Source organism: Dactylosporangium sp. CA-152071 (genome assembly GCF_050936335.1).
Lineage (GTDB): Bacteria > Actinomycetota > Actinomycetes > Mycobacteriales > Micromonosporaceae > Dactylosporangium > Dactylosporangium maewongense.
The window spans coordinates 480,657-506,417 of sequence record NZ_JBNJMZ010000001.1; the positions used below are offsets into that span (position 1 = coordinate 480,657).

Sequence of the window (25,761 nt, forward strand, 5' to 3'; positions counted from 1 at the left end):
CTTTCTGAAAGCGGTGGGCGTCGCTACGACAGACCGAGGTCGTTGTCGATGAACGCGAAGATGTCGTCGTCGCTGGCCGAGTCGAGGCGTTCGGCGACGCCCGCCCCGGAGCCGGCCCCGCGGTCGGTGAGCCTCGTGAGCAGCAGCTGCAGCCGGTCCGTGAGCCGGTCCCGGGTGTCGTCGTCGATCGCGTCGACCCTGGCCTCGAGGTCGTCGAGGACGGCGAACGGCGCGTCGGCGTCGTCCTGGACGAGCTGGCCGAGGACGTGCCCGGCCATCGCGTCCGGCGACGGGTAGTCGAACAGCAGCGTCGCCGGCAGCCGCAGCCCGGTGGCGGCGGCGAGCCGGTTGCGCAGTTCGAGGGCGGTGAGGGAGTCGAAGCCGAGCTCGAGGAACCCGCGGTCCGGCTCGACCGCGTCCGGGCCCGGGTACCCGAGGACGACCGCGGCCTCGGCCCGGACCAGGTCCAGGAGGGTGCGCTGCCGTTCGGCGCTGCTCAGCCGGGCCAGCCGGGCGGCGAGGGTCTCCACCTCGGCGGCGGCCGGTCCGGTGGTGACGGCCTGCCGGGCGGGGCGGCCGACGAGGCCGCGCATGATGGCCGGCACCGCCTCGGTCCCGGCGGCTGCCCGGATCGCGTCGACGACCAGGCGGGCCGGGATGAGCACGGCCTCGTCGACGACGCAGGCGACGTCGAACAGGGCGAGCCCCTCGGCGTGCGACAGCGGAGCGAGCCCGCCGCGGGCCATCCGCCGCAGGTCGCCGCCATCGAGCTTGGCGGTCATGCCGTTGCCCTGCTCCCACAGCCCCCAGGCGAGCGACAGCGCCGGGAGGCCGGCGGCGCGGCGCTGGTGGGCGAGGGCGTCCAGGAACGTGTTCGCGGCCGCGTAGTTGGCCTGGCCGGTGCCGCCGAACGTGCCGGCCATCGAGGAGAACAGCACGAACGCCGACAGGGGCAGGCCGCGGGTGAGCTCGTCGAGGTTGAGGGCGGCGTCGACCTTCGGCCGCAGGACGGTGTCGACCTGCTCGCGGGTCAGCGCGGACACGACCCCGTCGTCGACGACCCCGGCGGTGTGCACGACACCGGTGAGGGGCCGGTCCGCGGGGATCGCGGCGAGCACCGCGGCGAGGGCGTCCCGGTCGGCGACGTCGCACTCGGCGATCGTCACCTCGGCGCCGAGGTCGAGCAGCGCCTGCCGCAGCTCGGCGGCGCCCTCGGCGGCGGGGCCGCGGCGGCTGGTGAGCAGCAGGTGCCGGACGCCGTGTTCGGCGGCGAGGTGCCGGGCGATGAGACCGCCGAGGTCGCCGGTGCCGCCGGTGATCAGGACGGTGCCCTTCGGGTCCCACGTCGCCGACGGGGTCACGCCGGGGGTGGCGGCGACCCGGGCGAGCCGCGGCACGTGGACGCCGCCGACGCGGACGGCGACGTTGCCTTCGCCGCAGGTGAGGGCGGCGGGCAGTGCGGCGTAGGAGACGTCGCGGTCGTCGAGGTCGAGCAGGACGAACCGGTCCGGGTTCTCGGTCAGCGCCGACCGGACCAGGCCCCACACCGGCGCCCAGGCGAGGTCGTCGACGGTGTCGCCGCCGGTGCTGTGGGTGACGAACACCAGCCGGGACCCGGTGAGGCGTTCGTCGGCGAGCCACCCCTGGACGAGGCCGAGCGCCCAGTAGGTGGCGTTGCGGGCCCGCGCGGCCATGTCGGCGCCCTCAGGCCGGTCCGCGCAGGAGACGACGGCCCGGTCGGGGACCGGCGCGCCGGCGGCCACGGCGTCGCGGAGCGCGTCGAGGTCCGGGTAGGTCTCGACGGCGGCGCCGGTGGCGCCGAGCGCCTTGACGAGCTTGACCGGGTTGAGCCCGAGGACCGCCCAGCGCTGCCCGGTGTGGTCGCGGGCCGGCCCGACCGGGTTCATGACCATGTCGACCCGGAACAGCGAGTCGTGGTGCTGCGAGCGGGCCGCCTTCACCTGACCGGCGGTGACCGGGCGCAGGGCGAGCGCGCCGATCGCCGCGAACGGCCGGCCGGTCTGGTCGGCGAGGTCGACGGCGACGGTGTCGGTGCCGCTGCCGGTGAGCCGGACCCGCACGGCGGTGGCCCCGACGGCGCTGAGCGCCACCCGCTCGAACGAGAACGGCAGCACCCCGCGCCCGGCGACGCCGTCGGCGAACGCCAGGGTGTGCAGGGCGGCGTCGAGCAGCGCCGGGTGCAGCAGGAACCGGCCGGCCTCGGCGCGCTCGGGATCGGCGAGGGCGGCCTCGGCGTAGACGACGCCGTCGCGGCGCCACACCCGGTGCAGGGCCCGGAACGCCGGCCCGTATTCGAACCCGGCGTCGGCGAGGGTGTCGTAGAGGCCGCCGATGTCGACGGGTTCGGCACCCGCGGGCGGCCACTCCGTGAAGTCCGGGGCGTCCCAGGTGCGGGCGGCGGCGACGCGGCCGGTGGCGTGCGCGGTCCAAGCGGCTGGATCGGTGTCGTCGGTGCCGCTGGCGTCGCGGGAGTGCACCTGGACCGTGCGGGTGCCGAAGCCGTCAGCGGCGCCGACGATCACCTGCAGCTGCAGCGCGCCGGGCTCCGGCAGGACCAGCGGCGCCTGCAGGGTGAGCTCCTCGATCCGGTCGCAGCCGACGGCGTCGCCGGCGGATAGGGCGAGCTCAACGAGGGCGGTGCCGGGCAGCAGGACGGTGTCCATGACCCGGTGGTCGGCGAGCCACGGCTGGTCGGCGATCGACAGCCGGTTGGTGAAGAGGTGGCCGCCGGTGTCGGCGAGGGGGACGCCGGCGCCGAGCAGCGGGTGCCTGACCGTGCCGAGGCCGAGCGCGGCGGGGTCCCCAGTGCCGGCGTGGGCGTCGGCGGGGGCGTCGAGCCAGTACCGCTGCCGCTGGAACGCGTACGTGGGCAGGTCGACGCGGCGCCCGCCCGCCAGGAGCCGGGTCCAGTCCGGAGACCAACCGGTGACGTGCATCTGGGCGACGGCGGTCATCAGCGTGCTGGCTTCGTCGCGACCCTTCCGCATCGCGGCGACCCCGTCGACCATCGCCGACAGCACCCCGTCCGGACCGACCTCCAGGAACCTGGTCACGCCCTTCGCGGTCAACCTGGAAGCGGCCTCCGCGAACCGGACCGTCCCCCGGACCTGCCTGACCCAGTACTCCGGGTCGGTGACATCACCGGCCGACGTGATCGCGATCGGAATCCCCGGCTCGTTGAATTTCACAGCGGCCAGAACCTCACGGAACGCGTCCAGCATCCCGTCCATCCGCGCCGAATGGAACGCATGACTCACCTTCAACCGACGCGTCTTGGCGAACCCCGCCGCCACCGCCTCGACCGCGCTCTCGTCGCCGGAGATGACGACCGCGTCCGGGCCATTGACGGCGGCGATCTCGGCGCCGTCCACCAGCGCTGTGCCGACCTGCTCCTCGGAAGCCTGGATCGCCACCATCGCACCACCGGCCGGCAGCGCCTGCATCAACCGGCCGCGAGCCTCCACCACCTTGCAGGCGTCCTCAAGCGACCAGACCCCCGCGACATGCGCCGCGGCCAGCTCACCGATCGAATGACCGAGAAGGAAGTCGGGGCGCAGACCCCACGACTCCAGCAACCGGTACACCGCGACCTCAACCGCAAACAGCGCAGGCTGCGTCCACCGTGTCTCATCCAGCAGGTCACCCTCGACGTCCCGCAGTCCCTCGATGTGCGCGCACACCTCGTCATACGCCGCCGCGAACACCGGGAAGGCTTCGTAGAGGCCGCGACCCATGCCCGACCACTGCGCACCCTGGCCGGTGAAGAGCATCGCGTTGCCGCCGTCGCGGACCCGCCCCCGGACCTGCGTGTCACCGAGCAGCACCGCCCGGTGTTCGAACATCGACCTGCCGGTCGCCAGGGAAAATCCAACGTCCATTGGATTCTCGGTGACCTCACGCAGCCTGGACACCTGGCCGTCGAGGGCGTCCGCGGTGCGGGCCGACACCGGCCACGGCACCACCGGCAACACGGCGCGCGAGCCCGCCGCGGCGATCACCGCCGGCGGCTCCTCCACGATCACGTGGGCGTTGGTGCCGGAGATGCCGAACGACGAGATCCCGGCCCGGCGCGGCCGGTCGGTGGCCGGCCACGGCCGCGCCTCGGTGGCGAGCTCGACGGCGCCGGACGACCAGTCGATGTGCGGGGAGGGCGCGTCGACGTGCAGGGTGCGCGGCAGCGTCCCGTGGCGCAGGGCCAGGACCATCTTCATCAGCCCGGCGACGCCGGACGCGGCCTGGGTGTGGCCGAGGTTCGACTTCACCGACCCGAGCCGCAGCGGCTCGTCGCGCCCCTGCCCGTAGGTGGCGAGGATGGCCTGCGCCTCGATCGGGTCGCCGAGGCTGGTGCCGGTGCCGTGCGCCTCCACCACGTCCACGTCAGCGGGGCGCAGCCCGGCGTCGGCGAGCGCGGCGCGGATGACCCGCTGCTGCGCCGGACCGTTCGGGGCGGTGAGCCCGTTGGAGGCCCCGTCCTGGTTGACCGCGGAGCCGCGGATGACGGCCAGGACCGGGTGGCCGTTGGCGACCGCGTCGGAGAGCCGCTCGACCAGGAGCAGGCCGACGCCCTCGGCCCAGCCGGCGCCGTCCGCGGACGCGGAGAACGCCTTGCACCGCCCGTCGGGTGACAGGGCTCGCTGCCGGCTGAACTCGACGAACGTGTCGGTCGAGGAGATGATCGTGACCCCGCCGGCTAGGGCGAGGGTGCAGTCGCCGCGGCGCAGCGCCTGCATGGCGAGGTGCAGCGCGACCAGCGACGACGAGCACGCGGTGTCGACGGTCAGCGCCGGTCCTTCGAGCCCGAACAGATACGCGATCCGGCCGGACGCGACGCTGCCGGCGCTGCCGAGGGCGAGCTGCCCCTCGAAGCCTTCGGGCGCGACGTGCAGCCGGCAGACGTAGTCGTGGTAGTTGGAGCCGACGAAGACGCCGGTGCGGCTGCCGCGGGCGGCGGCGGGGTCGATCCCGGCGCGTTCGAACGCCTCCCACGCCGTCTCCAGCAGCAGCCGCTGCTGCGGGTCCATGGCGAGGGCCTCGCGCGGGGAGATGCCGAAGAACGCGGGGTCGAAGGCGGCGGCGTCGTGCAGGAAGCCGCCTTCGCGGGTGTAGAAGGTGCCGGACCGCTCGGGGTCCGGGTCGTAGAGCCCGTCGAGGTCCCAGCCGCGGTCGGTGGGGAACGGGCCGACGGCGTCGATCTCGTCGATGAGGACCCGCCACAGGTCCTCGGGGCCGGCGACGCCGCCGGGCAGCCGACAGGTCATCGCGACGATCGCGATCGGGTCGTCGCCGTCAGCCGCCCGCACGGCGGTCTCGGGTGCCGGGGCCTCGCCGCCGACGAGCTCCCCCAGCAGGTGCCGGGTGAGGGCCGTCGCGGTCGGGTGGTCGAAGACGAGCGTCACCGGCAGCCGGAGCCCGGTCGCGGCGCCGAGCCGGTTGCGCAGCTCGACGGCGGTGAGGGAGTCGAAGCCGAGATCGCGGAACGCCCGGCCGGGGTCGACGGCGGTGTCGTCGGGGAAGCCGAGGACGGCGCCGGCGTGCCGACGCACGAGCTGCAGCAGCCGCGCCTCCCGCTCGGCGACGGGGAGCCCGGCGAGCTCGCGGCCGAGCGGGACGGCGCTGCCGTCCTCGGCCGGTGCCGCCTCTGGCAGGTCGCGCAGCGCGGGGCTGGGCCGGGACGCGGTGAACGCGGGCGCGTACCTGGGCCAGTCGACGTCGGCGACGACGACGCAGGTGTCGCCGTCGTCGAGGGCGCGGTGCAGGAGGCTGATCGCCTTGCCCGGGTCCATCGGCAGCATGCCCTGGCGGCGGGCGGACTCGCCGATCTCACCGCCGGCGAGGCCGCCGCCGGCCCACACGCCCCAGGCGACGGCGGTGGCGGGCAGCCCCGCGGCGTGCCGCTGCTGCGCGAGGGCGTCCAGGAGGCTGTTGGCGGCGGCGTAGCTGCCCTGCCCGGGGCCGCCGAGGGTGCCGCCGAGCGAGGAGAACAGCACGAACGCGGTCAGGTCCAGCGCGCGGGTGAGCTCGTCCAGGTGCAGGGCAGCGTCCGCCTTCGGCGCGGCGACGGCGGCGGCCCGCTCGGCGGTGATGCCGTCGATGACGCCGTCGTCGAGGATCGCGGCGGCGTGGAACACCGCCCGCAGCGGCCGGTCGTCGGGCACGCTCGCGAGGAGGCCGGCGAGGGCGGCGCGGTCGGCGACGTCGACGGCGGCGAGGGTGACGTCGCAGCCGGCGTCCCGCAGCTGCTGGGCGAGTTCGGTGGCGCCGGGCGCCTCCGGTCCGCGCCGGCTGGTGAGCAGCAGGTGCCCGGCGCCCTCGGCGGCCAGCCACCGGGCCAGGTGCGCCCCGATCCCGCCGGTCCCGCCGGTGACCAGCACGGTGCCGTCGGGCCGCCACCGGCCGGCCGCCGGGGCGCCGCTGCCGGAGCGCACGAGGCGGCGGGCGTAGGTCGCGGCGCCGCGGACGGCGACCTGGTCCTCGCCGTCATGGCCCGTGACGACCGATGCGAGCCTGGCGACGGTCGCGGCGGTGACCTCCGCGGGCAGGTCGACGAGGCCGCCCCAGCGGTCGGGGTGTTCGAGGGCGGCGATGCGGCCCAGGCCCCACGTCATCGCCTGCAGCGGTGCGGTGACGGCGTCGGCGGCGCCGACCTGCACGGCGCCCCGGGTGACCGTCCACAGTGGAGCCGGGCACGCCACGTCCCCGAGCGCCTGCAGCAGCGCGACCGTCGCGGTGAGCCCGGACGGCAGCGCGGTGCCGACGCGGCACGGGTGCTCGTCGAGGGCGAGCAGCGACAGGACCCGGTCGGGGGCGGGGCTGCCGTCCAGGGCGGCGCGCAGGTGCGCGGCGGACGTCGCCCGGTCCGCCTGCGCGGGCAGCGTCAGCACGTCCGCGCGCACGCCGGCGGCGAGCAGCTGGGCGACGAGGTGCTCGGTCCAGGCGCCGGCCCGGTCGGCGGCGGGCAGCACGACCAGCCACCGTCCTGCCGGGGTGGTGGGCAGGTCGGTGAGGGGCTGCCAGCGGATGCGGTACCGCCACCCGTCCAGCGCCGCCCGGCCGGCCTGTTCCCGCCGCCAGCGCGACAGTGCCGGCAGGAGCCCTTCGACGGCGTCGGGCGCCACCGCGAGCGCCGCGGCCAGTTCCTGAAGGTCCTGCTGCTCGACGAGCTGCCAGAACCGGGCGTCGACACCGTCGCCGGTGCTCATGGGTGGTGGGGCGTCCAGCCAGTACCGCTGCCGCTGGAACGGATACGTGGGCAGGTCGACGGTCCGTCGCCCCGCGCCGAACGCGGTCGTCCAGTCCACGGCGGTGCCGTGCGCGTGCAGGGTGCCCAGCGCGGTGAGCAGCCGGACCGGCCCGCCGTCGTCGCGGCGCAGCGTGCCGGTGACCACCGCGTCGACCCCGGCGGCGTCGACGGTCTCCTGGATGCCGGGTGTCACCACCGGGTGGGCGCTGACCTCGACGAAGACAGTGACGCCGGCGTCGGCGAGCGCGCGCACGGCCGGCGCGAACTGGACGCTGTGGCGCAGGTTGCGGTACCAGTACTCGGCGCCGCCGACGTCGATGCCGGTGATGTCGGCGCCGACGGTGGAGTGGAACTCGACCCGCGCCGGCCGCGGCGCGACGGGCGCGAGGACCTCCAGGAGCCGGTCGTGGATCGCCTCGACGTGCGCGCAGTGGGAGGCGTAGTCGACCTCGACGCGGCGGGTCCGGACCCCGTCCGCGGCGCACGCGTCGGCGAGCGAGGCGAGCGCGTCGACGTCGCCGGAGACGACGACGGAGCCGACGCCGTTGACGGCGGCGACGCTGAGCCGGTCCGCCCACGGGGCGAGCCGGTCGGTCGCCTGCTCCGGCGGGAGCGCGACGGAGAGCATGCCGCCGCGACCGGCGAGGACCGACAGCGCCTGGCTGCGCAGCGCGACGACCCGGGCGGCGTCGTCCAGGGTGAGGATCCCGGCGACGCAGGCGGCCGCGATCTCGCCCTGCGAGTGGCCGACGACGACGTCGGGGGTGACGCCGTGGGACGCCCACCACCCGGCGAGGGACACCATGACGGCCCACAGGACCGGCTGCACGACGTCGACGCGGTCGAGGCCGGGCGCGCCGGCGTCGCCGCGCAGGACCGCGGTGAGGGACCAGTCGACGAACGGCGCGAGGGCCGCCTCGCACGCCTCGATCCGCTCCCGGAACACGGGCTCGGCGTCGAGGAGCTCCACGCCCATGCCGAGCCACTGCGATCCCTGCCCGGGGAACACGAACGCGACCTTCCCGCCGGCCCGGATGACTCCTGTGACGGTGGCGGCGGATGGTGTACCGGTGGCGAGCCCGTCCAGTTGCCGCACGATGCCGTCTCTGTCGGTGCCGGCGACGACCGCCCGGTGCGTCAGGGCGGCCCGTGCGCTGAACAGCGTCCAGGCGGCGTCGGCGAGGTCGTCGTCGCTCGCCGCCAGGTGCGCCGCGAGCCGGGCGGCCTGGGCGCGCAGCGCCTCGTCGCTGTGCGCGGACAGCAGGACCGGCACGGCGGCGGGTCCGGCGGCCGGGACGGGGGCGGCCTCCGGCTCCTCGGCGGCCTCCAGGATGAGGTGGGCGTTGGTGCCGGACACCCCGAACGACGACACCCCGGCGCGGCGCGGGCGACCGGTGGCGGGCCAGTCGCAGGCCTCGGTGAGCAGCTCCACGGCGCCGGCGGTCCAGTCGACGTGCGTCGACGGCCGCCCCACGTGCAGGGTTCGCGGCAGGGTGCCGTGCCGCATCGCGAGGACCATCTTGATGATCCCGCCGATCCCGGCGGCGGCCTGGGTGTGCCCGACGTTGGACTTCAGCGACCCGAGCCACAGCGGGGTCTGCCGGTCCGCGCCGTAGGTGACGAGAAGCGCCTGCGCCTCGATCGGGTCGCCGAGGGCGGTGCCGGTGCCGTGCGCCTCGACCGCGTCCACATCGGACGCCTCCAGGCCGGCGGCGCGCAGGGCGGCCCGGATCACCCGCTGCTGCGCCGGGCCGTTGGGGGCGGTGAGACCGTTGGAGGCGCCGTCCTGGTTGAGGGCCGAGCCGCGCACGACCGCCAGGACGCGGTGGCCGCGGGCACGGGCGTCGCTGAGCCGCTCCAGCACGAGCATGCCGGCGCCCTCGGCGAGGCCCATGCCGTCGGCGTCGTCGGAGAACGCCTTGCAGCGGCCGTCGGCGGCGAGGCCGCGCTGCCGGCTGAACCCGACGAACGCCGCCGGCGACGACATGACCGCGACGCCGCCGGCGAGGGCCAGGTCGCACTCGCCGCGGCGCAGCGCCTGGGCGGCCAGGTGGGTGGCGACCATCCCCGAGGAGCAGGCGGTGTCGACGGTGACGGCCGGTCCTTCGAGCCCGAACGTGTAGGCGATGCGGCCGGACGCGACGCTGCTTTCGGTGCCGATGATGAGGTGGCCCTCGGCGCCGTCGGGGACCTGCTGCAGGCGGCTGCCGTAGTCGCCGCCGGCGGCACCGACGAACACCCCGGTGGGGGTGCCGCGCAGCGTGGCGTGGTCGATGCCGGCGGCCTCGAACACCTCCCACGCGACCTCGAGCAGCAGCCGCTGCTGCGGGTCCATGGCGACGGCCTCCCGCGGCGAGATCCCGAACAGCTGCGGGTCGAAGCGGACGGCGTCGCGCAGGAAGCCTCCGTCGCGGACGTAGCTGCGGCCCGGCCGGTCCGGGTCCGGGTCATACAGGCCGTCGACGTCCCAGCCGCGGTCGGTGGGCATCGGGCCGATCGCGTCGCCGCCGTCGCTCAGCAGCGCCCACAGGTCCTCGGGTGACTCGACGCCACCGGCGAACCGGCAGCTCATGCCGACGATCGCGATCGGCTCTTCGGTGGCGGCGGCCTGGACGGCGGCGGCCGGCGCGGCGGTGGTCGCGCCGCCGAGCTCCCGGTGCAGGTGCGCGGCGAGGGCGTCGACGTTGGGGTAGTCGAAGATGACGGTCGTCGGCAGCCGCAGGCCCGTGGACCGGGCCAGGGAGTCGCGCAGTTCGAGGGCGGTCAGGGAGTCGAAGCCGAGGTCCCGGAACGAGCGGGTGCCGTTGACCGCGTCGGCGCCCCGGTGGCCGAGCGCTTCGGCGGCGCCGGCCCGGACGAGGTCCTCCAGCGCGCCGAGTCCGAGCCGCCGGGCGTCCACGCCGCCGGCGGCGGGCGCGGCGGGCGGCGCGAGCAGCGACGCGACCTCGGGCAGGTCGGCGATGAGCGGGCGGTGCCGGGCCGCGGTGAACAGCGGCGCGAACTGGGCCCAGTCGACGTCGGCGACGACGGCGGTGGCCGCGTCGCGGTCCAGGATGTGGTGCAGGGCGTCGAGGGCGGCGGCGGGGTCCATGAACTCGATGCCGTGCCAGTTCGCCGACGTGCGGACGTCGGCGCGGGCCATGCCGCCGCTTTCCGTGCTCCAGATGCCCCACGCGATCGACGTGCCGGCCCGGCCGCGGGCGCGGCGGGCCTGGACGAGCCCGTCGAGGTAGGCGTTCGCGGCGGCGTAGGCGCCGTGGTCGCCGCTGCCCCAGACCCCGGCGACGGACGCGTACGTGACGAACCGGTCGACGGTGTCGCGGTCGAAGACGGCGTCGAGGTTCGCGGCGCCGCCGAGCTTCGCCGCGGTCGCGGCCGCCAGGTCGGCGGGGGTGGTGTCGCGGAGCCGGCCGAGGACGCCGACGCCGGCGGCGTGCACGACGGTGCGGATCGGGCCGTGCTCGGCCTCGACCGCCTCGACGACGGCGGCGAGGGCGTCCCGGTCGGCGACGTCGCAGGCGGCGACGGTGACCCCGGCGCCGAGGGCGGTGAGCTCGTCGCGCAGCGCGGCGGCGCCGGGCGCCTCGTCGCCGCGGCGGCTGAGCAGGACGAGGTGGGTGGCGCCGTGCCCGGCGAGCCAGCGGGCGGTCTGGGCGCCGAGGCCGGTGGTGCCGCCGGTGACGAGCGCGGCGCCGCGGGGCCGCCAGCCGGCCGGTGCCCCGCCGGCGCCCCGGGTGATCCTGCGCGCGTGGACGGCGCCGTCGCGGACCGCGACCTGGTCCTCAGTGCCCCGGAGGAGGCCGGGCACCGGCGACAGGTCGCCGGTGACGTCGATGAGGCCGCCCCAGCGGTCGGGGTGTTCGAGGGCGGCGACCCGGCCGAGGCCCCAGACGGCGGCCTGCATGGGGTCGCGGACGTGGTCGCCGGGGCCGGTGCTGACGGCGCCGCCGGTGACGCACCACAGGGGCGCGCCGATGCCGGCGTCGCCGAGGGCCTGCACGAGGGTGAGGGTGTCGGCGACGCCTGCGGTGACGGGCGCCGGGCCGGGCGACGGGGTCGCGGACGCGGCGAGGGTCGACACGACGCCGGTGAGGCCGGTCGCGGCGGCGGCGACGAGACCGGTCATCGCCGCCCGGTCGGTGTGCTCGGCGACGGTGAGCGTCCGGACGGTGGCGCCGGCGCGGGTCAGGGTGTCGTGCAGCGCCTGGTCGCCGGTGTGGGTGACGAGCAGCCAGGTGCCGTCGAGCGCCGCTCCGGTCGCGGGGAGGCGCTTCCAGGTCTCGCGGTAGAGCCAGCCGTCCACTGTGGAGTCGTGGCGGTTCTGGGTGAGCCAGAACCGGTCCCGCTGGAACGCGTAGGTGGGCAGCTCGACCCGCCGGCCCGGGAGGAACGCGGCCCAGTCCGGGGACCAGCCGGCGACGTGCGCGGCGGCGACGGCGGCCATGAGGGTGGCGGGCTCGTCGCGCCCCTTGCGCATCGCGGGGATGCCGCCGACCAGCGCCGACAGTACCCCGTCGGGCCCGACCTCGAGGAACCTCGTGACACCCTTCGCCTTCAAGCTTTCAAAGGCGTCAGCGAACCGGACGGTCCCCCGGACCTGATCCACCCAATACGACGGGTCGGTGACGTCGCCGATCGACGTCGTCGCGATCGGGATCTGCGGCGGGTTGAACGTGACCGTGTTCAGGACCTCGCGGAACGCGTCGAGCATCCCGTCCATCCGCGCCGAATGGAACGCGTGACTCACCTTCAGCCGGCGCGTCTTGGCGAACCCCGCCGCCACAGCTGAGACGGCTTCCTCGTCGCCGGAGATGACGACCGCGTCGGGACCGTTGACAGCGGCCAGCGATACACCGTCGACCAGCGCCGCGCGGACCTGCTCCTCGGAAGCCTGGATCGCCACCATCGCGCCACCGGATGGCAGCGCCTGCATGAGACGACCGCGAGCCTCCACCACCTTGCAGGCGTCCTCAAGCGACCAGACCCCGGCGACGTGGGCCGCGGCCAGTTCGCCGATCGAATGACCGAGCAGGAAGTCGGGTCGCAACCCCCAGGACTCAAGCAGCCGGTACACCGCGACCTCAACGGCAAACAGAGCAGGCTGCGTCCACTGCGTCTCATCGAGCCGAGCATCGTCCACCTCGACGTGGGCGCGCACCTCGTCATACGCCGCGGCGAAGACCGGGAACGCCTGGTACAGACCGCGGCCCATCCCCGACCACTGCGCACCCTGACCCGTGAACAGCATGGCCGAAGCGGCCTCGAGGTCGGCGGTGCCGGTGATGACGTCCGGGTCGCGGAGACCGGCGGCGAGGACGTCCAGGGCGCGGGTCAGGGCGGCCCGGTCGGTGCCGAGGACGACGGCCCGGTGCTCCAGGTGCGCCCGGGCCGTGGCCCGGGTCCGGGCGACGTCGGCGGCGTCGAGGTCGGGATGGCCGGCGAGGTGCGCGGCGAGAGCGGCCGCCTGCGCCGGCAGCACCTCGGCGGTGTGCGCCGACAGGGCCCACGGCAGCACCGGCGGCGACGATGCCAGAGGCAGATCGTCCGCAGGTGCGAGGGCCTGCTCCAGCACGACGTGCGCGTTGGTGCCGCTGGCGCCGAACGCCGACACGCCGGCGCGACGGGGCCGGTCGACGGCGGGCCACGGCTGCGCGGCGGTCAGCAGCCGCACGGCGCCCGCGGACCAGTCGACCTTCGACGACGGGGCGTTGACGTGCAGGGTGCGGGGCAGGACGCCGTGCCGCATCGCGAGGACGGCCTTGATGACGCCGGCGACCCCGGCGGCGGCCTGGGTGTGGCCGAGGTTGGACTTCAGGGTGCCGAGCCACAGCGGCCGTCTCGGGTCGCGGCCCTGCCCGTACGTGGCGAGCAGCGCCTCGGCCTCGATCGGGTCGCCGAGGGTGGTGCCGGTGCCGTGCGCCTCGACGGCGTCCACATCGGACGCCTCCAGGCCGGCGTCGGCGAGGGCGGCCCGGATGACCCGCTGCTGCGCCGGGCCGTTCGGGGCCGTAAGGCCGTTGGAGGCGCCGTCCTGGTTGACCGCGGAGCCGCGCACGACGGCGAGGACCCGGCGGCCGCGCGCGACGGCGTCGGAGAGCCGTTCGAGGAGCAGGACGCCGACGCCCTCGCCCCAGCCGGTGCCGTCGGCGTCGTCGGAGAACGCCTTGCAGCGCCCGTCGGGGGCCAGGCCGCGCTGGCGGGAGAACTCGATGAACGACTGCGGGACCGCCATGACGGTGGCGCCGCCGACGACGGCCATGCCGCACTCCCCCGCCCGCAGCGAGCGGACGGCGAGGTGCAGCGCGACGAGCGACGACGAGCACATGGTGTCGACGGTGACGGCGGGGCCGCGGGTGCCGAACGTGTAGGCGAGCCGCCCCGACAGCACGGCGGCGGCGCCGCCGGTGAGCAGGTGCCCCTCGACGCCGTCGGGGGCGCCCTCGGTGGCGGCGCCGTAGCCCTGGTGGCTGGCGCCGACGAACACCCCGGTCTCGGTGTCGCGGATGCGGGACGGGTCGAGGCCGGCGTCCTCCAGGGCCTCCCACGTGGTCTCCAGCAGCAGCCGCTGCTGCGGGTCCATGGCGAGGGCCTCGCGCGGGGAGATGCCGAAGAAGCCGGCGTCGAACGCGTCCGCGTCGTGCAGGAACCCGCCGTCGCGGGCGTACGTGCGGCCGGGGCGGCCCGGGACCGGGTCGTAGATGCGCTCGAAGTCCCAGCCCCGGTTGAGCGGCACGCCGCCGACGGCGTCGCGCTCGCCGGCGACGAGGTCCCACAGCGCGTCGGGGCCGGTGACGCCGCCGGGGAACCGGCAGCCGATGCCGACGACGGCGATCGGCTCCCGGTCGCGCTCCTCGAACTCGCGGATGCGCCGGTTGGCCTGGCGCAGGTCGGCCGTCACGCGCTTGAGGTAGTCGCGGAGCTTGTCCTCGTTCGCCATCTCGCTCGGCTCCTCATGACAGCGTGCGGACGCCCGGCGGCCGGGCGGCACACGGTGATTGGTCGGCGCTGGGTGGTCGGTCTGGTCGCCGCGGTCCGGCGTCAGGCGGTGACGGCCTCGGCCGGCTGCTCCGCGCCGGGCCGCGTCGCCGGGTCTTCCGACGCTCCGGCGGAGGTCGTCGGAAGAGCGGGGGTCGGCGAGAGGGCGGGGGTCGGCGAGAGGGCGGCGCGGGCGATGGCGGCGACCCGGGCGATCGTCGGCTCTCGCACGATCTCGCCGAGCCGGGCCATGAACAGCGGCTCGGCGGCGGCACCGACGACGTCGCGGCAGACGGCGGCGACCATCGACAGCATCAGCAGCGAGTCGCCGCCGAACTGGTGGAAGTCGGTGTCGTCGGCGAGCCGGTCGGGGTCGGCGCCGAGCGTCGCGGCCCAGATCGCGGCGACGGCGCGGGTGACGTCGTCGCGGTCGGAGTGGTCGGCCGGGGGCTCGTCGGCGCCCGCGAACGGGTCCGGGAGGGCCCGCACGTCGATCTTGCCGTTGACGGTCCGGGGCAGCTCCGCGACCACGGTCACGGTGGCGGGCACCATGTAGCGGGGCAGCCGTTCGGCCACGAACGCCTGCAGCTCGGCCGGGTCGGGCGCGGTGCCGACGACGTAGGCGCACAGCAGCTTGTGGTCGCCGCCGGGGCGGCTGCGGGCGAGGACCGCGGCCCGGCTGACCGACGGGTGGTCCTCGAGGGTCTGCGCGATCTCCGCCGGCTCGATCCGGTTGCCGAGGACCTTGACCTGGTCGTCGGCGCGGGTGAGGAACTCGACCACGCCGGTGTCGGTGACCCGGACGATGTCGCCGGTGCGGTAGACGCGGGTGCTGTCGGCGAGGCGCACGAACCGGGTCCGGGTCAGGTCGGGCCGGCCGCGGTAGCCGCGGGCCAGCTGCGCGCCGCCGACGTACAGCTCGCCGGCCTCGCCGGGGGCGACGAAGCGGTGCTGGGCGTCCAGGACGTGGGCGGTGCAGTTGTCCGGCGGCACGCCGATCGGCACCCCGGCCGCGGTGTCGGTGGCGGGGTCGAAGGTGTGGGCGAGGCATTCGATGGTGGCCTCGGTCGGGCCGTACAGGTTCATAACCCGGCATTCGGGTCCGAACATGTCGAGGGCCCGCAGGGCGACGCTGCGGCGCAGGACCTCGCCGGCGGCGGCGACGACCCGCACGGTGGCGGGGCGCACGTCGAGCTCGCCGATGAGCTCCAGCAGCGACGGTGTCATCGTCAGCACCGTCGGCGCGCCGTCGGTGAGCAGCGTGCGCAGTGTCGCGTGGTTGAGCTCGCCGTGCGGGAGCAGCACGGACCCGCCCGCCAGCAGCGGCAGGAACAGCGACGTACACGAGACGTCGAAGGCGAACGAGGTGAGCAGCGGCATCCGGGTGGACGCGTCGACCCCGAGCGAGCGGGTCGCCCAGGCGGCGTAGTTGGCGAGGGATCCGTGCTCGATCTCGACGCCCTTGGGCCGGCCGGTCGAGCCGGACGTGTAGATGACGTAGGCGAGGTCGCCGGGCTCGGTGGCGGGCTCGGTCCAGCCGGCCGGCGGCTCACCCGTCAGCTCGTCGAGCAGCACGGTGCGGCAACCGGCCGGGACGACGGTCCGGGCATCGTGCGGGCGCTGCACGAGGCAGACCGGCGCGCCCGCGTCGGTGAGGATGTCGTTGAGGCGGGCGTCGGGGTGCTGCACGTCGAGGGGCAGATACGCGGCGCCGGACCGCACGACGCCCCAGATCGCGGCGACGGCGGCGGCGGTGCGGTCGGCGAGCACCCCGACGACGTCCTCCCGGCCGATGCCGAGGTCGCGCAGGGCGGTGGCGACGACGCGGGAGCGCCGGTCGAGCTCGGCGTAGGTGAGGTCGCCGTCGGGGCCACTGACGGCGAGCGCGTCGGGGGTGGCGGCGCACTGCGCGGCGAACGCCGGCAGCACGGTGCCTGGCGTCGAAGGCGCGGCGAACGCAGGTAGCCCGGCGGCCGGCGGTGTCCGCAGCGCCGCCGGGGACAGGGCCTCCTCGATCCGGTCCAGCAGCGCGGTGGCCTTCTCCTCGATGCCGGGCCCGTCGTGCCAGCTGAGCGTGATCTCGGTGTGCCCGGCGCACTCGACGACGTCGAGCTCGACGGGCCCGCCGGCGGGGCTGCTGGACAGCGAGTACAGGGCGGTCGCGGCGAACGAGGCGGTGCTGAACTCCTCCACGTCGACCCGGCCGAGGTGGGCGAGGGACGCGTGCGACGGGTACCGGTTCTGCTTGGTGGCCTTGCTCTCCAGGGCGCCGTTGATGAGCCGCAGGACCGGCTGCGGGATCTTCAGCACCGCCGGGTCGAGGCGGGCCTGCGCGTCGCGCTCCTCGGCGAGCATCGTGAGGAGGCGTTCGTGGGTCGCCTCCCAGTCCTGCCCGGCCGGCACGGTGAAGGGCAGGCTGTGGGAGAGGCTGGCGGTCGAGCGGGTCTGCGGGGCGTACCGGCGCAGGTTCACCGGCACCGCGAACTGGGCGTCGCCGTCGCCGCACAGCGGGGCGATCGTGGTGGCCAGGCGGGCGATGAGCCCGGGGTGGTAGCCGTCGACGCTGCGGCGCAGCCACAGGGTGCGGCGTTCCTTGCCGGGGGCGCGCCCGCCGAGCAGCGCCGGGTACTGCAGCCCCGGCGGGGTCGGCTTCTGCGTCAGCGGCGGCAGCAGGTCGACCTCGGTGACGGTGTCGGTGGCGCCGACGAGCGGCTCGCCGCGCAGGGCCCGGAACACGTCGCCCGCCCACAGCAGCACGCCGCCGGCGTCCATGACGGCGTGGGAGGCGCGGAAGACGACCGCCGGCGTGGGGCCCTCGACGTGCAGCACCTCGCAGGTGGGGCCGCCGCGGTGCAGCAGCGGCTCCTGCAGCTCCGGCAGCCGGTGTACTGGCACCCCGCCGGCCTTCGCGGTGCGGACCCCGGGCGGCCGGCCGGTGTCGACCCACTCGCGGCCCTTGCGGGCCAGGCGGGTGCCGGGGCAGGCGTCCGACGCGGCGGCGACCGCCTCGGCGAGCCGGCCGGGGTCGAGCGCACCGGTGCCCTCGACCGCGACCTGCAGCACCGGCACGGTGCCGCGCGGGTGCGCCGCGATCCACCATTCGACGGGCGACACCGCCCGGCGGAACGTGGGGCTCTGATCGGTGGACGGCAAGTCAGCCTCCCTTTCGCCGCGCCGGCGAGCGACACCAGTCGCGTCCCGGCCGCCGCTGCGGCACGTCCGTGCGGCGGCGTCGACTTCTGCAGACGAAGTATGGTGCGCCGTCGCAGGTCGCAGCGGCGCCGACGACGATCTCTAGGAGAACCCTTAAGCCGCAACGCGTTTCGCGGCGCGGATGACGTCCTCGACGAGTTCCATGGTGCGCACCATGGACCGCAGCCCGGCCGCCTCGGCCGGGTGACCGGCGCCGTGGCCGGCGGTGACGGCCGCCGTGAACGAGGCGATCGCGGCGGACCACTGGTCGCCGGCGGGCAGGACGAGCTCCTCGCTGTGGTCCTGCTCCTCGATGCGCAGCACCGGCTGCCAGGTCGCCACGGGCGTGAACGCCTTGTCCACGGTGAGCCGGGCGGCGCTGCCCCACAGGGTGTACGACGCGCCGTAGGTGTGCTCGAAGCCGAACTTGACGTCGGCGAGGACCCCGGCGGCGGAGACCAGCAGCGCGTGCCCGGCCACGTCGACGCCGGTGCGGCCGTCGACGCGCAGGCTGCTGCCGGCCACCGTCAGGTCGTCGCCGAGCAGCAGCTGCGCGGCACGGATCGGGTAGACCCCGGCGTCCAGGAGGCTGCCGCCGCCGAGACCGGCGTCGTAGCGGATGTCGGTGGCGGGCAGCGGCGGGAAGCAGAACGCGCCGCTGAAGGACCGCAGCTGCCCGAGCCTGCCCTCGGCGAGCATCCGCGCGACCGTGGCGTGCTGCGCGTGGTGCGGGAAGGTGAAGTTCTCCCGCAGCACCAGGTCGCGTTCGGTGGCGGCGCGGACGAGCTCGCGGGCGCCGTCGGCGGACGTCGCCGACGGCTTCTCCAGCAGCAGGTGCTTGCCGGCCGCGAGGACCTTCAGCCCCCACGGCACGTGCAGCGCGGTCGGCAGCGGCAGGTAGACCGCGTCGACGTCGTCGCGGGCCAGCAGCTCGTCGTAGCCGGTGGCGTCGCAGCCGAACTCGGCGGCGAACGCCTTGGCCTTCTCCGGGTCGCGGCTGGCGACCGCGGCGAGAGTGGCGCCGGGGTGCGCGACGAGAGCCGGGATGCTGCGCCGCCGCGCGACCGACGAGCAGCCCAGGATGCCGAACCGGACCGTCATGCGCCCGGCCTCGCCGCGGAGACGATGTGGACGCTGCCCCCGACGAAGACGTCCTCCTGGAACACCTTCGTGCTGAAGCCCTGCGCGTGCAGCAGCTCCACGACGGCGTCGAGGTTGCCGTCGACGGCGTGCACCTCGGCGACGACCCGGCGGACCCCGGCCCACTGCTCGGCGCGCAGCCCGCGCAGCACCGGCAGCTCCCCGCGCTCGACGTCGATCTTGAGCAGGCCGACGTCGGTGATGCCCTCCTCGTCCAGGACCTCGGCGAGGGTGCTGACGCGGACCTCGTACCGCTCGGCGCCCTCGCGGAACTCCCGCCAGAACTGCTCGCTCGCCTCGCCGTCGACGCCGAAGTTGCGCAGCACCGCGGTCATGTTGCGGTCGTCGTCGGCGTCGTCGCTGACGATCGTCGCCATCATCGTGTGGTTGGGCAGGAACGTCAGCTCGGCGGTGCCCGGTTCGGCGCCGAGCGCCACGTCGAAGACGCGGACGCCGGGCATCAGCCGGGCGGCGTTGTCGGCCAGGCACGCGTTGGTGCGTCGGGCCGGCTCGAAGGCGAGGACCCGCACGCCGGGGATCTTGTCGGTGAAGTACAGGGCGGTGAGCCCGATGTGCGCGCCGACGTCGATCACGACGTCACCGGCGCCGAGGCCGGCGATGCCGTCGGCGTAGGGCGAGTCCTCGCTCAGGCTGGGCCAGACCAGGACGTCCTGCGGGTTGGTGACGGCGACGAGGCGGCCGTCGTCCGGCAGCGCCACGCGCTGCGGCTCGGGCGGTGCTGCGGTCATGGTGGCCCAGTCCTCTCGGGGTTCAGTGGATAGCCGTGGCCGTCTGCAGCGAGGCCTCGACGCAGTCGGCGGCCGTGGCGGCACCGCCGGCGGCCCGGGTGGCGTCGCGCAGCTCCAGTGCCCGGCGCCGGATCACGGTGTCGGCGAGCATCCGCTCGATCTCGGCGCGCAGCACCGGCGCGGTGAGCCCGTCGGTGGCAAGGACCCGGCCGGCGCCGACCTCGGCGATCCGGTCGGCGTTCGCCCGCTCCTCGGCCATCTGCGGCACGGCGAGCATCGGCACGCCGTGGTACAGCGCCTCCATGGTGCTGCCCATCCCGGCGTGGGTGATGAACAGGTCGGCGTGCTCCAGCACGTGCAGCTGGGCGACGAACCGCCGCAGCTCCACATTGGGCGGCGGGGTGCCGAGCGCGTCGAGGTCGACGCCGTCGCCGACGGCGATGACGACGTGCCCGCCGAGGTCCGCGCACGCGTCCATGCAGGTGCGGAAGAACTGCGGGTTCTGGTTGTAGATGGTGCCGAGGGTGACGAGGATCAGCGGCCGGCGGTCGTCGGTGCGCTCCCAGGTGCCGAGGAACCTGCGCTCGAACAGGCAGGGCCCGACGAACCGGTAGGTGTCGTCGAACGTCTCGCCGCGGAACTGGAACTCCCGCGGGATGAACACCACCCGCCGGGGCGCGCCGTCGCCGGTCAGCAGCTGCTTCGGGGTGACGTCGGTGCCGAGCTTGCGCAGGAAGCCGCCGAGGCGGGCCAGGAACAGCCACAGCCGCGGCTGCAGGGCGCTGAGTTTGGTGTACCGCTCGCTCATCGACCAGTGGTCGTTGGAGACGAGCATCGGCGAGACCTGCACGGCCGGGGTCTTCCACTCGGCGGCGAGCAGCCGGCCCCACCAGGCGGCGTTGTCGTAGACGACGGCGTCGGGCGGGTGCGGGAACGCGTCGCGCAGCACCGGCAGCAGCGCCTCGGTCTCGGCGAGGCTGGCGGCCATGGCGTCGACGAGGCTGCGGCCGGAGAACTGGAAGGAGCGGAAGTCGCCGGCGAAACGCTCCTGGTACTCGACGACGTCGGAGCTGACCTCGCCGGCGCGGGCCGCGTATTCGGCGGTGGTGGCGTAGGTGACGCGGTGGCCGCGGCGCAGCAGCTCGGCGGCGAGGCCGAGGGTCGGGTTGAGGTGGCCCGCCGACGGCGGGGTGAAGAAGGCGATGTGCGCCATCAGCCACCGTCCCGGGTCTTCGTCCACCGGAACGTGACCAGGCACAGGATCGTGCCGAGGACGACCCAGCCGCCGAGGGACACCGCGACCCAGCCGAGCTGCCAGCTGTGCGCGGCCTCGTGGGCGGCGTAGCTGTCGGGCAGGAACACCGAGCGCAGGCCCTGGCACATCCACTTGAGCGGGAACACCGACGCGACCCACTGCAGCCACGCCGGCAGGTCGGTGAAGACGAGCGCGGCGCCGGAGATGAACTGCAGCACGAACGCGAACGGCGCGACGACCGCGGGCGCGGAGCGGCTGTTGCGGGGCAGCGACGACAGCGCGATGCCGCACAGGGCGCAGGCGGTGACGCCGAGGATGCTGACCCAGCCGAAGGTGAACCACGCGTCGGCGGTGCCGGGCAGGTGCGTGCCGTACAGCAGCACAGACACCGCGATCAGCACCGCGGTCTCCACGACGCTGGTGACGAGCACCATGATGACCTTGCCGATGAAGTACGCGGAGCGGGGCATCGGGGTGGCCGCGATCCGCTTCAGCCCGCCGCGGTCCCGCTCGATCGCGATCGAGATGGCCAGGGTCTGGAAGCCGGTGACCATGAGACCCGTCGCGATGATGCCGGGCACCAGGTAGTCGCTGTAGGTGACGCCGGGGGCGATCTCGCCGTCGAACATCGAGCTGAAGATGACCAGCGCGAAGACCGGGAACAGCAGGGAGAACACCACGGTCTCGGTGCCGCGGAAGAACTGCAGCAGCTCCAGCTGCCCGCGGTAGAGGCCGAGCGAGACGATGCGCCGCAGCCGGGCGCGGGGCAGGCGCCGGGCCGGTGCGACGGTCAGGGCGGTCATCGGTCCTCCGTAGTCACAGCGGCAGTCACAGCGGCCGGGGTACCGGCGGCGCCGATCATCTGCAGGTAGACGTCCTCGAGGCTGGGCCGGTGCACGGTGAGCCCGGGCGCCTCCCCGCCGAGCCTGGCGTGCAGGTCCGCGGCGAACTTCGTGGGCGTGGTGGTGTGCACGGTCTCGGGCCCGTCGGGGCCCATCCACGACACGACGGTGGCCTCGGTGTCGCGGCCGCCGAGGGTCTGCGGCACGCCGATGTCCACGATGCGGCCCCCGGCGATGACCGCGACCCGGTCGGCGAGCTGCTCGGCCTCCTCCAGGTAGTGCGTGGTCAGCACGATCGTGGTGCCGCCGGCGGCCAGGTCGCGGATCAGCTGCCAGAAGTCGCGGCGGCTCTGCGGGTCGAAGCCGGTCGTCGGCTCGTCGAGGAACAGCACCTCGGGCCGGCCGATGATGCCGAGCGCGACGTCGAGGCGGCGCTGCTGGCCGCCGGAGAGCTTGGAGGCGCGGGCGTCGCGCTTCTCGGTCAGCCCGACCCGGTCGATGAGCGCGTCGGGGTCCTGCGCGTCGGGGTAGTAGCGGGCGAAGTGCCGCACCACCTCCCCGACGTTGAGGTCCTCGAACTCGCCGGTGGTCTGCAGGACCACGCCGATGCGGGCCCGCCACTCCTCGCCGGCCCGGAACGGGTCCTGGCCGAGGACCTCGACGGTGCCGCCGTCGCGCGGGCGGAACCCTTCCAGGATCTCCACGGTGGTGGTCTTGCCGGCGCCGTTGGGCCCGAGGACGGCGAAGATCTCGCCGCGGTGGACCTCGAAGTCGATGTCGTGCAGCGCGACCGTTTCGCCGTACAGCTTGCGCAGCCCGCGCACCTCGATCGCCGGGCTTTCTCCGAGCGGCCTCACGGCGCCCCCTCATCTGTCGTTTGCAGCGTTTCGCGGGCAACGGCGCTGACCCCGTCGAGGGTCGGCCGGCGGATGATGCGGCCGAGCTCGGCCATGAACGCGGCCTCCCCGGCGGCGCCGACGACCTCGTCGCAGACCCCGGCGAGCATGGCCAGCAGCAGTACCGAGTCGCCGCCGAGCTGGTGGAAGTCGGTGCCGCCGTCGATCCGTCCGGGGTCGACGTCCAGAACCTTCGCCCACACCTTCGCCACGGCGTCGCGGACGTCGTCGGCGTCCTCGTCCACAGTCGCGGCCCCGGCGAACGGCGCCGGCAGCGCCGACAGGTCGATCTTGCCGTTGGGGGTCTGCGGGAACGCGTCGACCCGGTGCAGGGAGGCCGGCAGCAGGTACCGCGGCAACGACCCGGCCAGGAAGGCCCGCAGCTCCTCCAGGTCGGTGCCCGGGTATGCGGCGACGTAGGCGCACAGGACCTTGCCGGCGCCGGTCGGTGCGGGGCGGGCCACGACGACCGCCCGCTGCACCTCGGGGTGCGCCTCCAGGGCCGCGGCGACCTCGGCGGGTTCGACCCGGTGGCCGGCGATCTTCACCTGGTCGTCGGCCCGGCCGAGGCACTCGATCTCGCCGCTGGGCAGGACCCGGGCGAGGTCGCCGGTGCGGTAGACGCGGGTGCCGTCGGCGAGGTGCACGAACCGTTCGCGGGTCAGGTCGGGCCGCCCCCGGTAGCCGCGGGCCAGCTGGGCGCCGCCGATGTGCAGCTCGCCGGTCCCGCCCTCGGCGACCGGGCGCCGGTCGGCGTCCAGGACGTGGACGGCGCAGTTCGCGGCGGGCCGGCCGATCGGCACCGTGGCGGTGTCGTAGCGCCCGGCGTGGTGGGCGTGCACGACGCAGCCGACGGTGGCCTCGGTCGGCCCGTAGTGGTTGAACAGGCGGGTCCCGGAGCCGAACTGGGCCTTGGCGCGGGCGGCGACGGCCGGGCGCAGCGGCTCGCCGCCGACGACCAGCAGGCGGAAGCCCGCGGGGGCGACGTCGAGGCGGCCGATGAGGTCCAGGTGCGACGGGGTGAGCTTCAGCGCGTTGGCCCCGGACTCCTCCAGCAGGTGCCGCAGGGTCACGTGGCTGGGCTCGCCGGGGACCAGCACGAGGGTGCCGCCGGCGAGCGTCGACAGGAACAGCGCCGTGTTCGGCAGGTCGAAGGCCGGCGAGGTGAAGAGCGCGAAGTGCGTGTCCTCGTCGACGGCGAACACCCGGCCGGCCCAGTCGGCGTAGTTGGCGAGGGCGCGGTGCTCGATCTCGACGCCCTTCGGCGCGCCGGTCGAGCCGGACGTATAGATCACGTACGCCAGGTCGCCGCCGGACGGTTTCACCGCGACCGGGCCGGCACCGTCCGCGGGCAGGTCGTCGAGGACGACGGTGGTGCAGCCGGTCGGGGTCCGGGCCGCGTCCACCGCGCGCACCAGGCACACGGCCGCGCCCGCGTCGGCGAGGAGGGCGGCGATGCGGGCGTCGGGGTGCCCGGCGTCCAGCGGCAGGTACGCCGCACCGGCCTTCAGCACGCCCCACAGCCCCGCGATCGTCCACATGGAACGGTCGGCGAGCAGCCCGACGACCGCCCCGCAGCCGACGCCACCGGCCACCAGCCGGGCCGCGACGACGTCGGAGCGGGCGTCGAGCTCGGCGAACGTCATCGAGCCGCCGGGCCAGCGCAGCGCCACTGCGTCCGGATGCGCGGCGACCACCTCGGCGAACCGGTCGACCACGGTCCAACCGGGCGCGGCGTCCACGACGGCGGGGCGCGGCGCGGGTGGTGCCAGCGACGAGGCGACGGCGTCCAGGACCGCCTCCATGCGTTCCTTGACGCCCGGGCCGTCCCGCCAGGTGAGGGTCAGCTCGGTGCGGCCGCCGAATTCGACGGTGTTGACCTCCGGCGCGCTGACCGCGGCGAGCAGCGGCAGCAGGTACGTGGTCCGCGCGTCGAACGTCGCGGTGGAGTGCTCGGCGAGGTCGGCGCGGCCCAGGTGCGACAGCACGGTCGCGGACGCGTGCCGGTCCTTGCGGCCGGACTCCATGAACCGGATCAGGGTCCGCAGCGCCGGGACTGGCATCTTCAGCAGGTTGGGGTCCAGCCGCCAGGTGACCTCGCGGCGCTGCGCCATCGCGGCGAGGAGCCGCTCGTGCAGCGCCTCCCACGGCTCGCCGGCCTCGAGGTCGAACAGCTCGGTCTGCAGCAGGTTGCCGGTGGTGCGGGTCTCCGGCGCGTGCCGGCGCAGGTCGAAGGCGACCGCGAAGCGCGCGGTGTCCAGGCCGTAGGCGTCCCGCAGCGCGGCCGCGACCTTCGCCGTCAGCGCCGGGTGGTAGCCGTCGACGGTCCGCCTGGCCCAGACGGTGCGCCGGCCGCGGCCCGGCCGCCCGAGCGGCGACGGGAACCACACGTCGGGCTTGCTCTCGGCGTTGGTGATGCCGAGCCGGTCGAAGACGTCGCCGTCGGTGACGGTGCCGGTGGCGCCCGCGAGGGGCTCGCCGCGCAGGGCCCGGAACACGTCGGCGATCCACATCGCCTTGCCCCGGCCGTCCATCACGGCGTGGGAGGCGCGGAACACCAGCGCCGGGCGGTCGCCGGGGCACCACAGCACCTCGCACCAGGCGCCGTCCGGCGTCGGCAGCGGGTCGTGCAGGGCGGCGACATCGGCGATCGGGCCGGTGCAGCCGTCGATCACCCGTACCCCTGGCGCGCGGCCGGAGTCGACCCACCACTGTCCCTGCCGCCGCAGCCGGCTGCCGGGGTTCGCGGCACCGGCGGCCGCCACGGCGGCGGTGAGCGCCGCGACGTCGACGGTGCCCGTGCCCTCGACGACGGTCTGGATGACCGGCGGGATCCGGCGCGGGTGCGCGACGAACCACCAGTCGGTCGCCGACACGGCCCGCCGGTAGCCGGTGTCCGCGGGCGCCGTCACCGCGTCCCGGAGGTCCGCGGTCACCGGCCGGCTCCGCCGGTGGCGACGCTGACCAGCGCGGCGGTGAGCATGGTGTCGGCGCGGCGGCGGGCCAGCAGCGCGAACGCCGCGGTGAGCACGACCAGGTCCCAGCCGGGGACGTCACCCCGCACGTCGGCCTCCAGCGGCCCGTTGCCGCCCGCGGGGACGGTGACGACGACGCTCACGCCGGCGGCGCTCAGCGTGCCGGTGAACCGGGTCCGGTCGCGGGTCACGTCCCAGCGCGCCCCGGGCAGGCCGGGGACGACGCTGCCGTCCGGGTCGAGCCGCAGCACGGGCGCGTCCTCGTCGCCGGCGCACGCCGAGCGGCGGCGCAGCCCGCCGCTGTGCACCGCGACGCTGCCCGCGGCGGAGACGGTCTCACCGTGGCGGAAGCGGCGGTCGGCGGCGAGCGAGCCGAGCACGGTCCCGTCGGGGCCGGTGAGTATGTAGGCACCCCTGGCGTTGTCACGGCTGAGCGTCAGTGCGGTCATGGTGCCTCCCCGGTCGTGCTGGTGGGT

At 75.3% G+C, this 25,761-nt stretch carries 9 protein-coding genes; all 9 read right to left on the bottom strand.

The genetic code is table 11. The features are described 5' to 3' along the window. Positions 1-23: 23 nt before the first annotated feature. The 9 genes from ACQEVZ_RS01655 to ACQEVZ_RS01695 all read right to left on the bottom strand — a co-directional run bounded on the left by ACQEVZ_RS01655 (position 24) and on the right by ACQEVZ_RS01695 (position 25,734). Positions 24-14,198, bottom strand: a complete 14,175-nt coding sequence (locus ACQEVZ_RS01655) for a type I polyketide synthase (protein WP_433360257.1) — start codon at positions 14,196-14,198, stop codon at positions 24-26. A gap of 101 nt (positions 14,199-14,299) precedes the next feature. Beyond that, positions 14,300-17,389 (bottom strand): amino acid adenylation domain-containing protein, encoded by a 3,090-nt coding sequence (locus ACQEVZ_RS01660; protein ID WP_433360260.1) that lies wholly within the window; start codon positions 17,387-17,389, stop codon positions 14,300-14,302. Between the two features lie 153 nt (positions 17,390-17,542). Continuing rightward, positions 17,543-18,529: a Gfo/Idh/MocA family protein gene (locus ACQEVZ_RS01665; protein WP_433360263.1), complete on the bottom strand. Its 987-nt coding sequence runs from the start codon at positions 18,527-18,529 to the stop codon at positions 17,543-17,545. Then, the gene (locus ACQEVZ_RS01670) at positions 18,526-19,317 is read right to left on the bottom strand and encodes an FkbM family methyltransferase (protein ID WP_354903217.1); all 792 of its coding nucleotides are present in this window, start codon (positions 19,315-19,317) and stop codon (positions 18,526-18,528) included. The genes ACQEVZ_RS01665 and ACQEVZ_RS01670 overlap by 4 nt, the downstream gene beginning before the upstream one ends. A 22-nt stretch (positions 19,318-19,339) precedes the next feature. Further along, the gene (locus ACQEVZ_RS01675; RefSeq protein ID WP_433360267.1) at positions 19,340-20,530 is read right to left on the bottom strand and encodes a macrolide family glycosyltransferase; all 1,191 of its coding nucleotides are present in this window, start codon (positions 20,528-20,530) and stop codon (positions 19,340-19,342) included. Continuing rightward, entirely contained in the window at positions 20,530-21,375 is an 846-nt protein-coding gene (locus tag ACQEVZ_RS01680) for an ABC transporter permease (RefSeq protein ID WP_360571602.1), read from the bottom strand. Before ACQEVZ_RS01680 ends, ACQEVZ_RS01675 begins: the two co-directional genes overlap by 1 nt. Next, on the bottom strand, positions 21,372-22,271 hold the full coding sequence (locus ACQEVZ_RS01685) for an ABC transporter ATP-binding protein (protein WP_344506626.1): 900 nt from the start codon (positions 22,269-22,271) through the stop codon (positions 21,372-21,374). The genes ACQEVZ_RS01680 and ACQEVZ_RS01685 overlap by 4 nt, the downstream gene beginning before the upstream one ends. Then, positions 22,268-25,246, bottom strand: a complete 2,979-nt coding sequence (locus tag ACQEVZ_RS01690; protein WP_433360272.1) for an amino acid adenylation domain-containing protein — start codon at positions 25,244-25,246, stop codon at positions 22,268-22,270. The genes ACQEVZ_RS01685 and ACQEVZ_RS01690 overlap by 4 nt, the downstream gene beginning before the upstream one ends. Beyond that, the gene (locus tag ACQEVZ_RS01695) at positions 25,243-25,734 is read right to left on the bottom strand and encodes a hypothetical protein (RefSeq protein WP_433360275.1); all 492 of its coding nucleotides are present in this window, start codon (positions 25,732-25,734) and stop codon (positions 25,243-25,245) included. Before ACQEVZ_RS01695 ends, ACQEVZ_RS01690 begins: the two co-directional genes overlap by 4 nt. Positions 25,735-25,761 lie beyond the last annotated feature (27 nt).

Coding starts and splice junctions, on each gene's coding strand:
- ACQEVZ_RS01695 (WP_433360275.1), bottom strand. CDS start 25,734: ATGACCGCACTGACGCTCAGCCGTGACAACGCCAGGGGTGCCTACATA.
- ACQEVZ_RS01670 (WP_354903217.1), bottom strand. CDS start 19,317: ATGACCGCAGCACCGCCCGAGCCGCAGCGCGTGGCGCTGCCGGACGAC.
- ACQEVZ_RS01680 (WP_360571602.1), bottom strand. CDS start 21,375: ATGACCGCCCTGACCGTCGCACCGGCCCGGCGCCTGCCCCGCGCCCGG.
- ACQEVZ_RS01655 (WP_433360257.1), bottom strand. CDS start 14,198: ATGGCGAACGAGGACAAGCTCCGCGACTACCTCAAGCGCGTGACGGCC.
- ACQEVZ_RS01665 (WP_433360263.1), bottom strand. CDS start 18,529: ATGACGGTCCGGTTCGGCATCCTGGGCTGCTCGTCGGTCGCGCGGCGG.
- ACQEVZ_RS01675 (WP_433360267.1), bottom strand. CDS start 20,530: ATGGCGCACATCGCCTTCTTCACCCCGCCGTCGGCGGGCCACCTCAAC.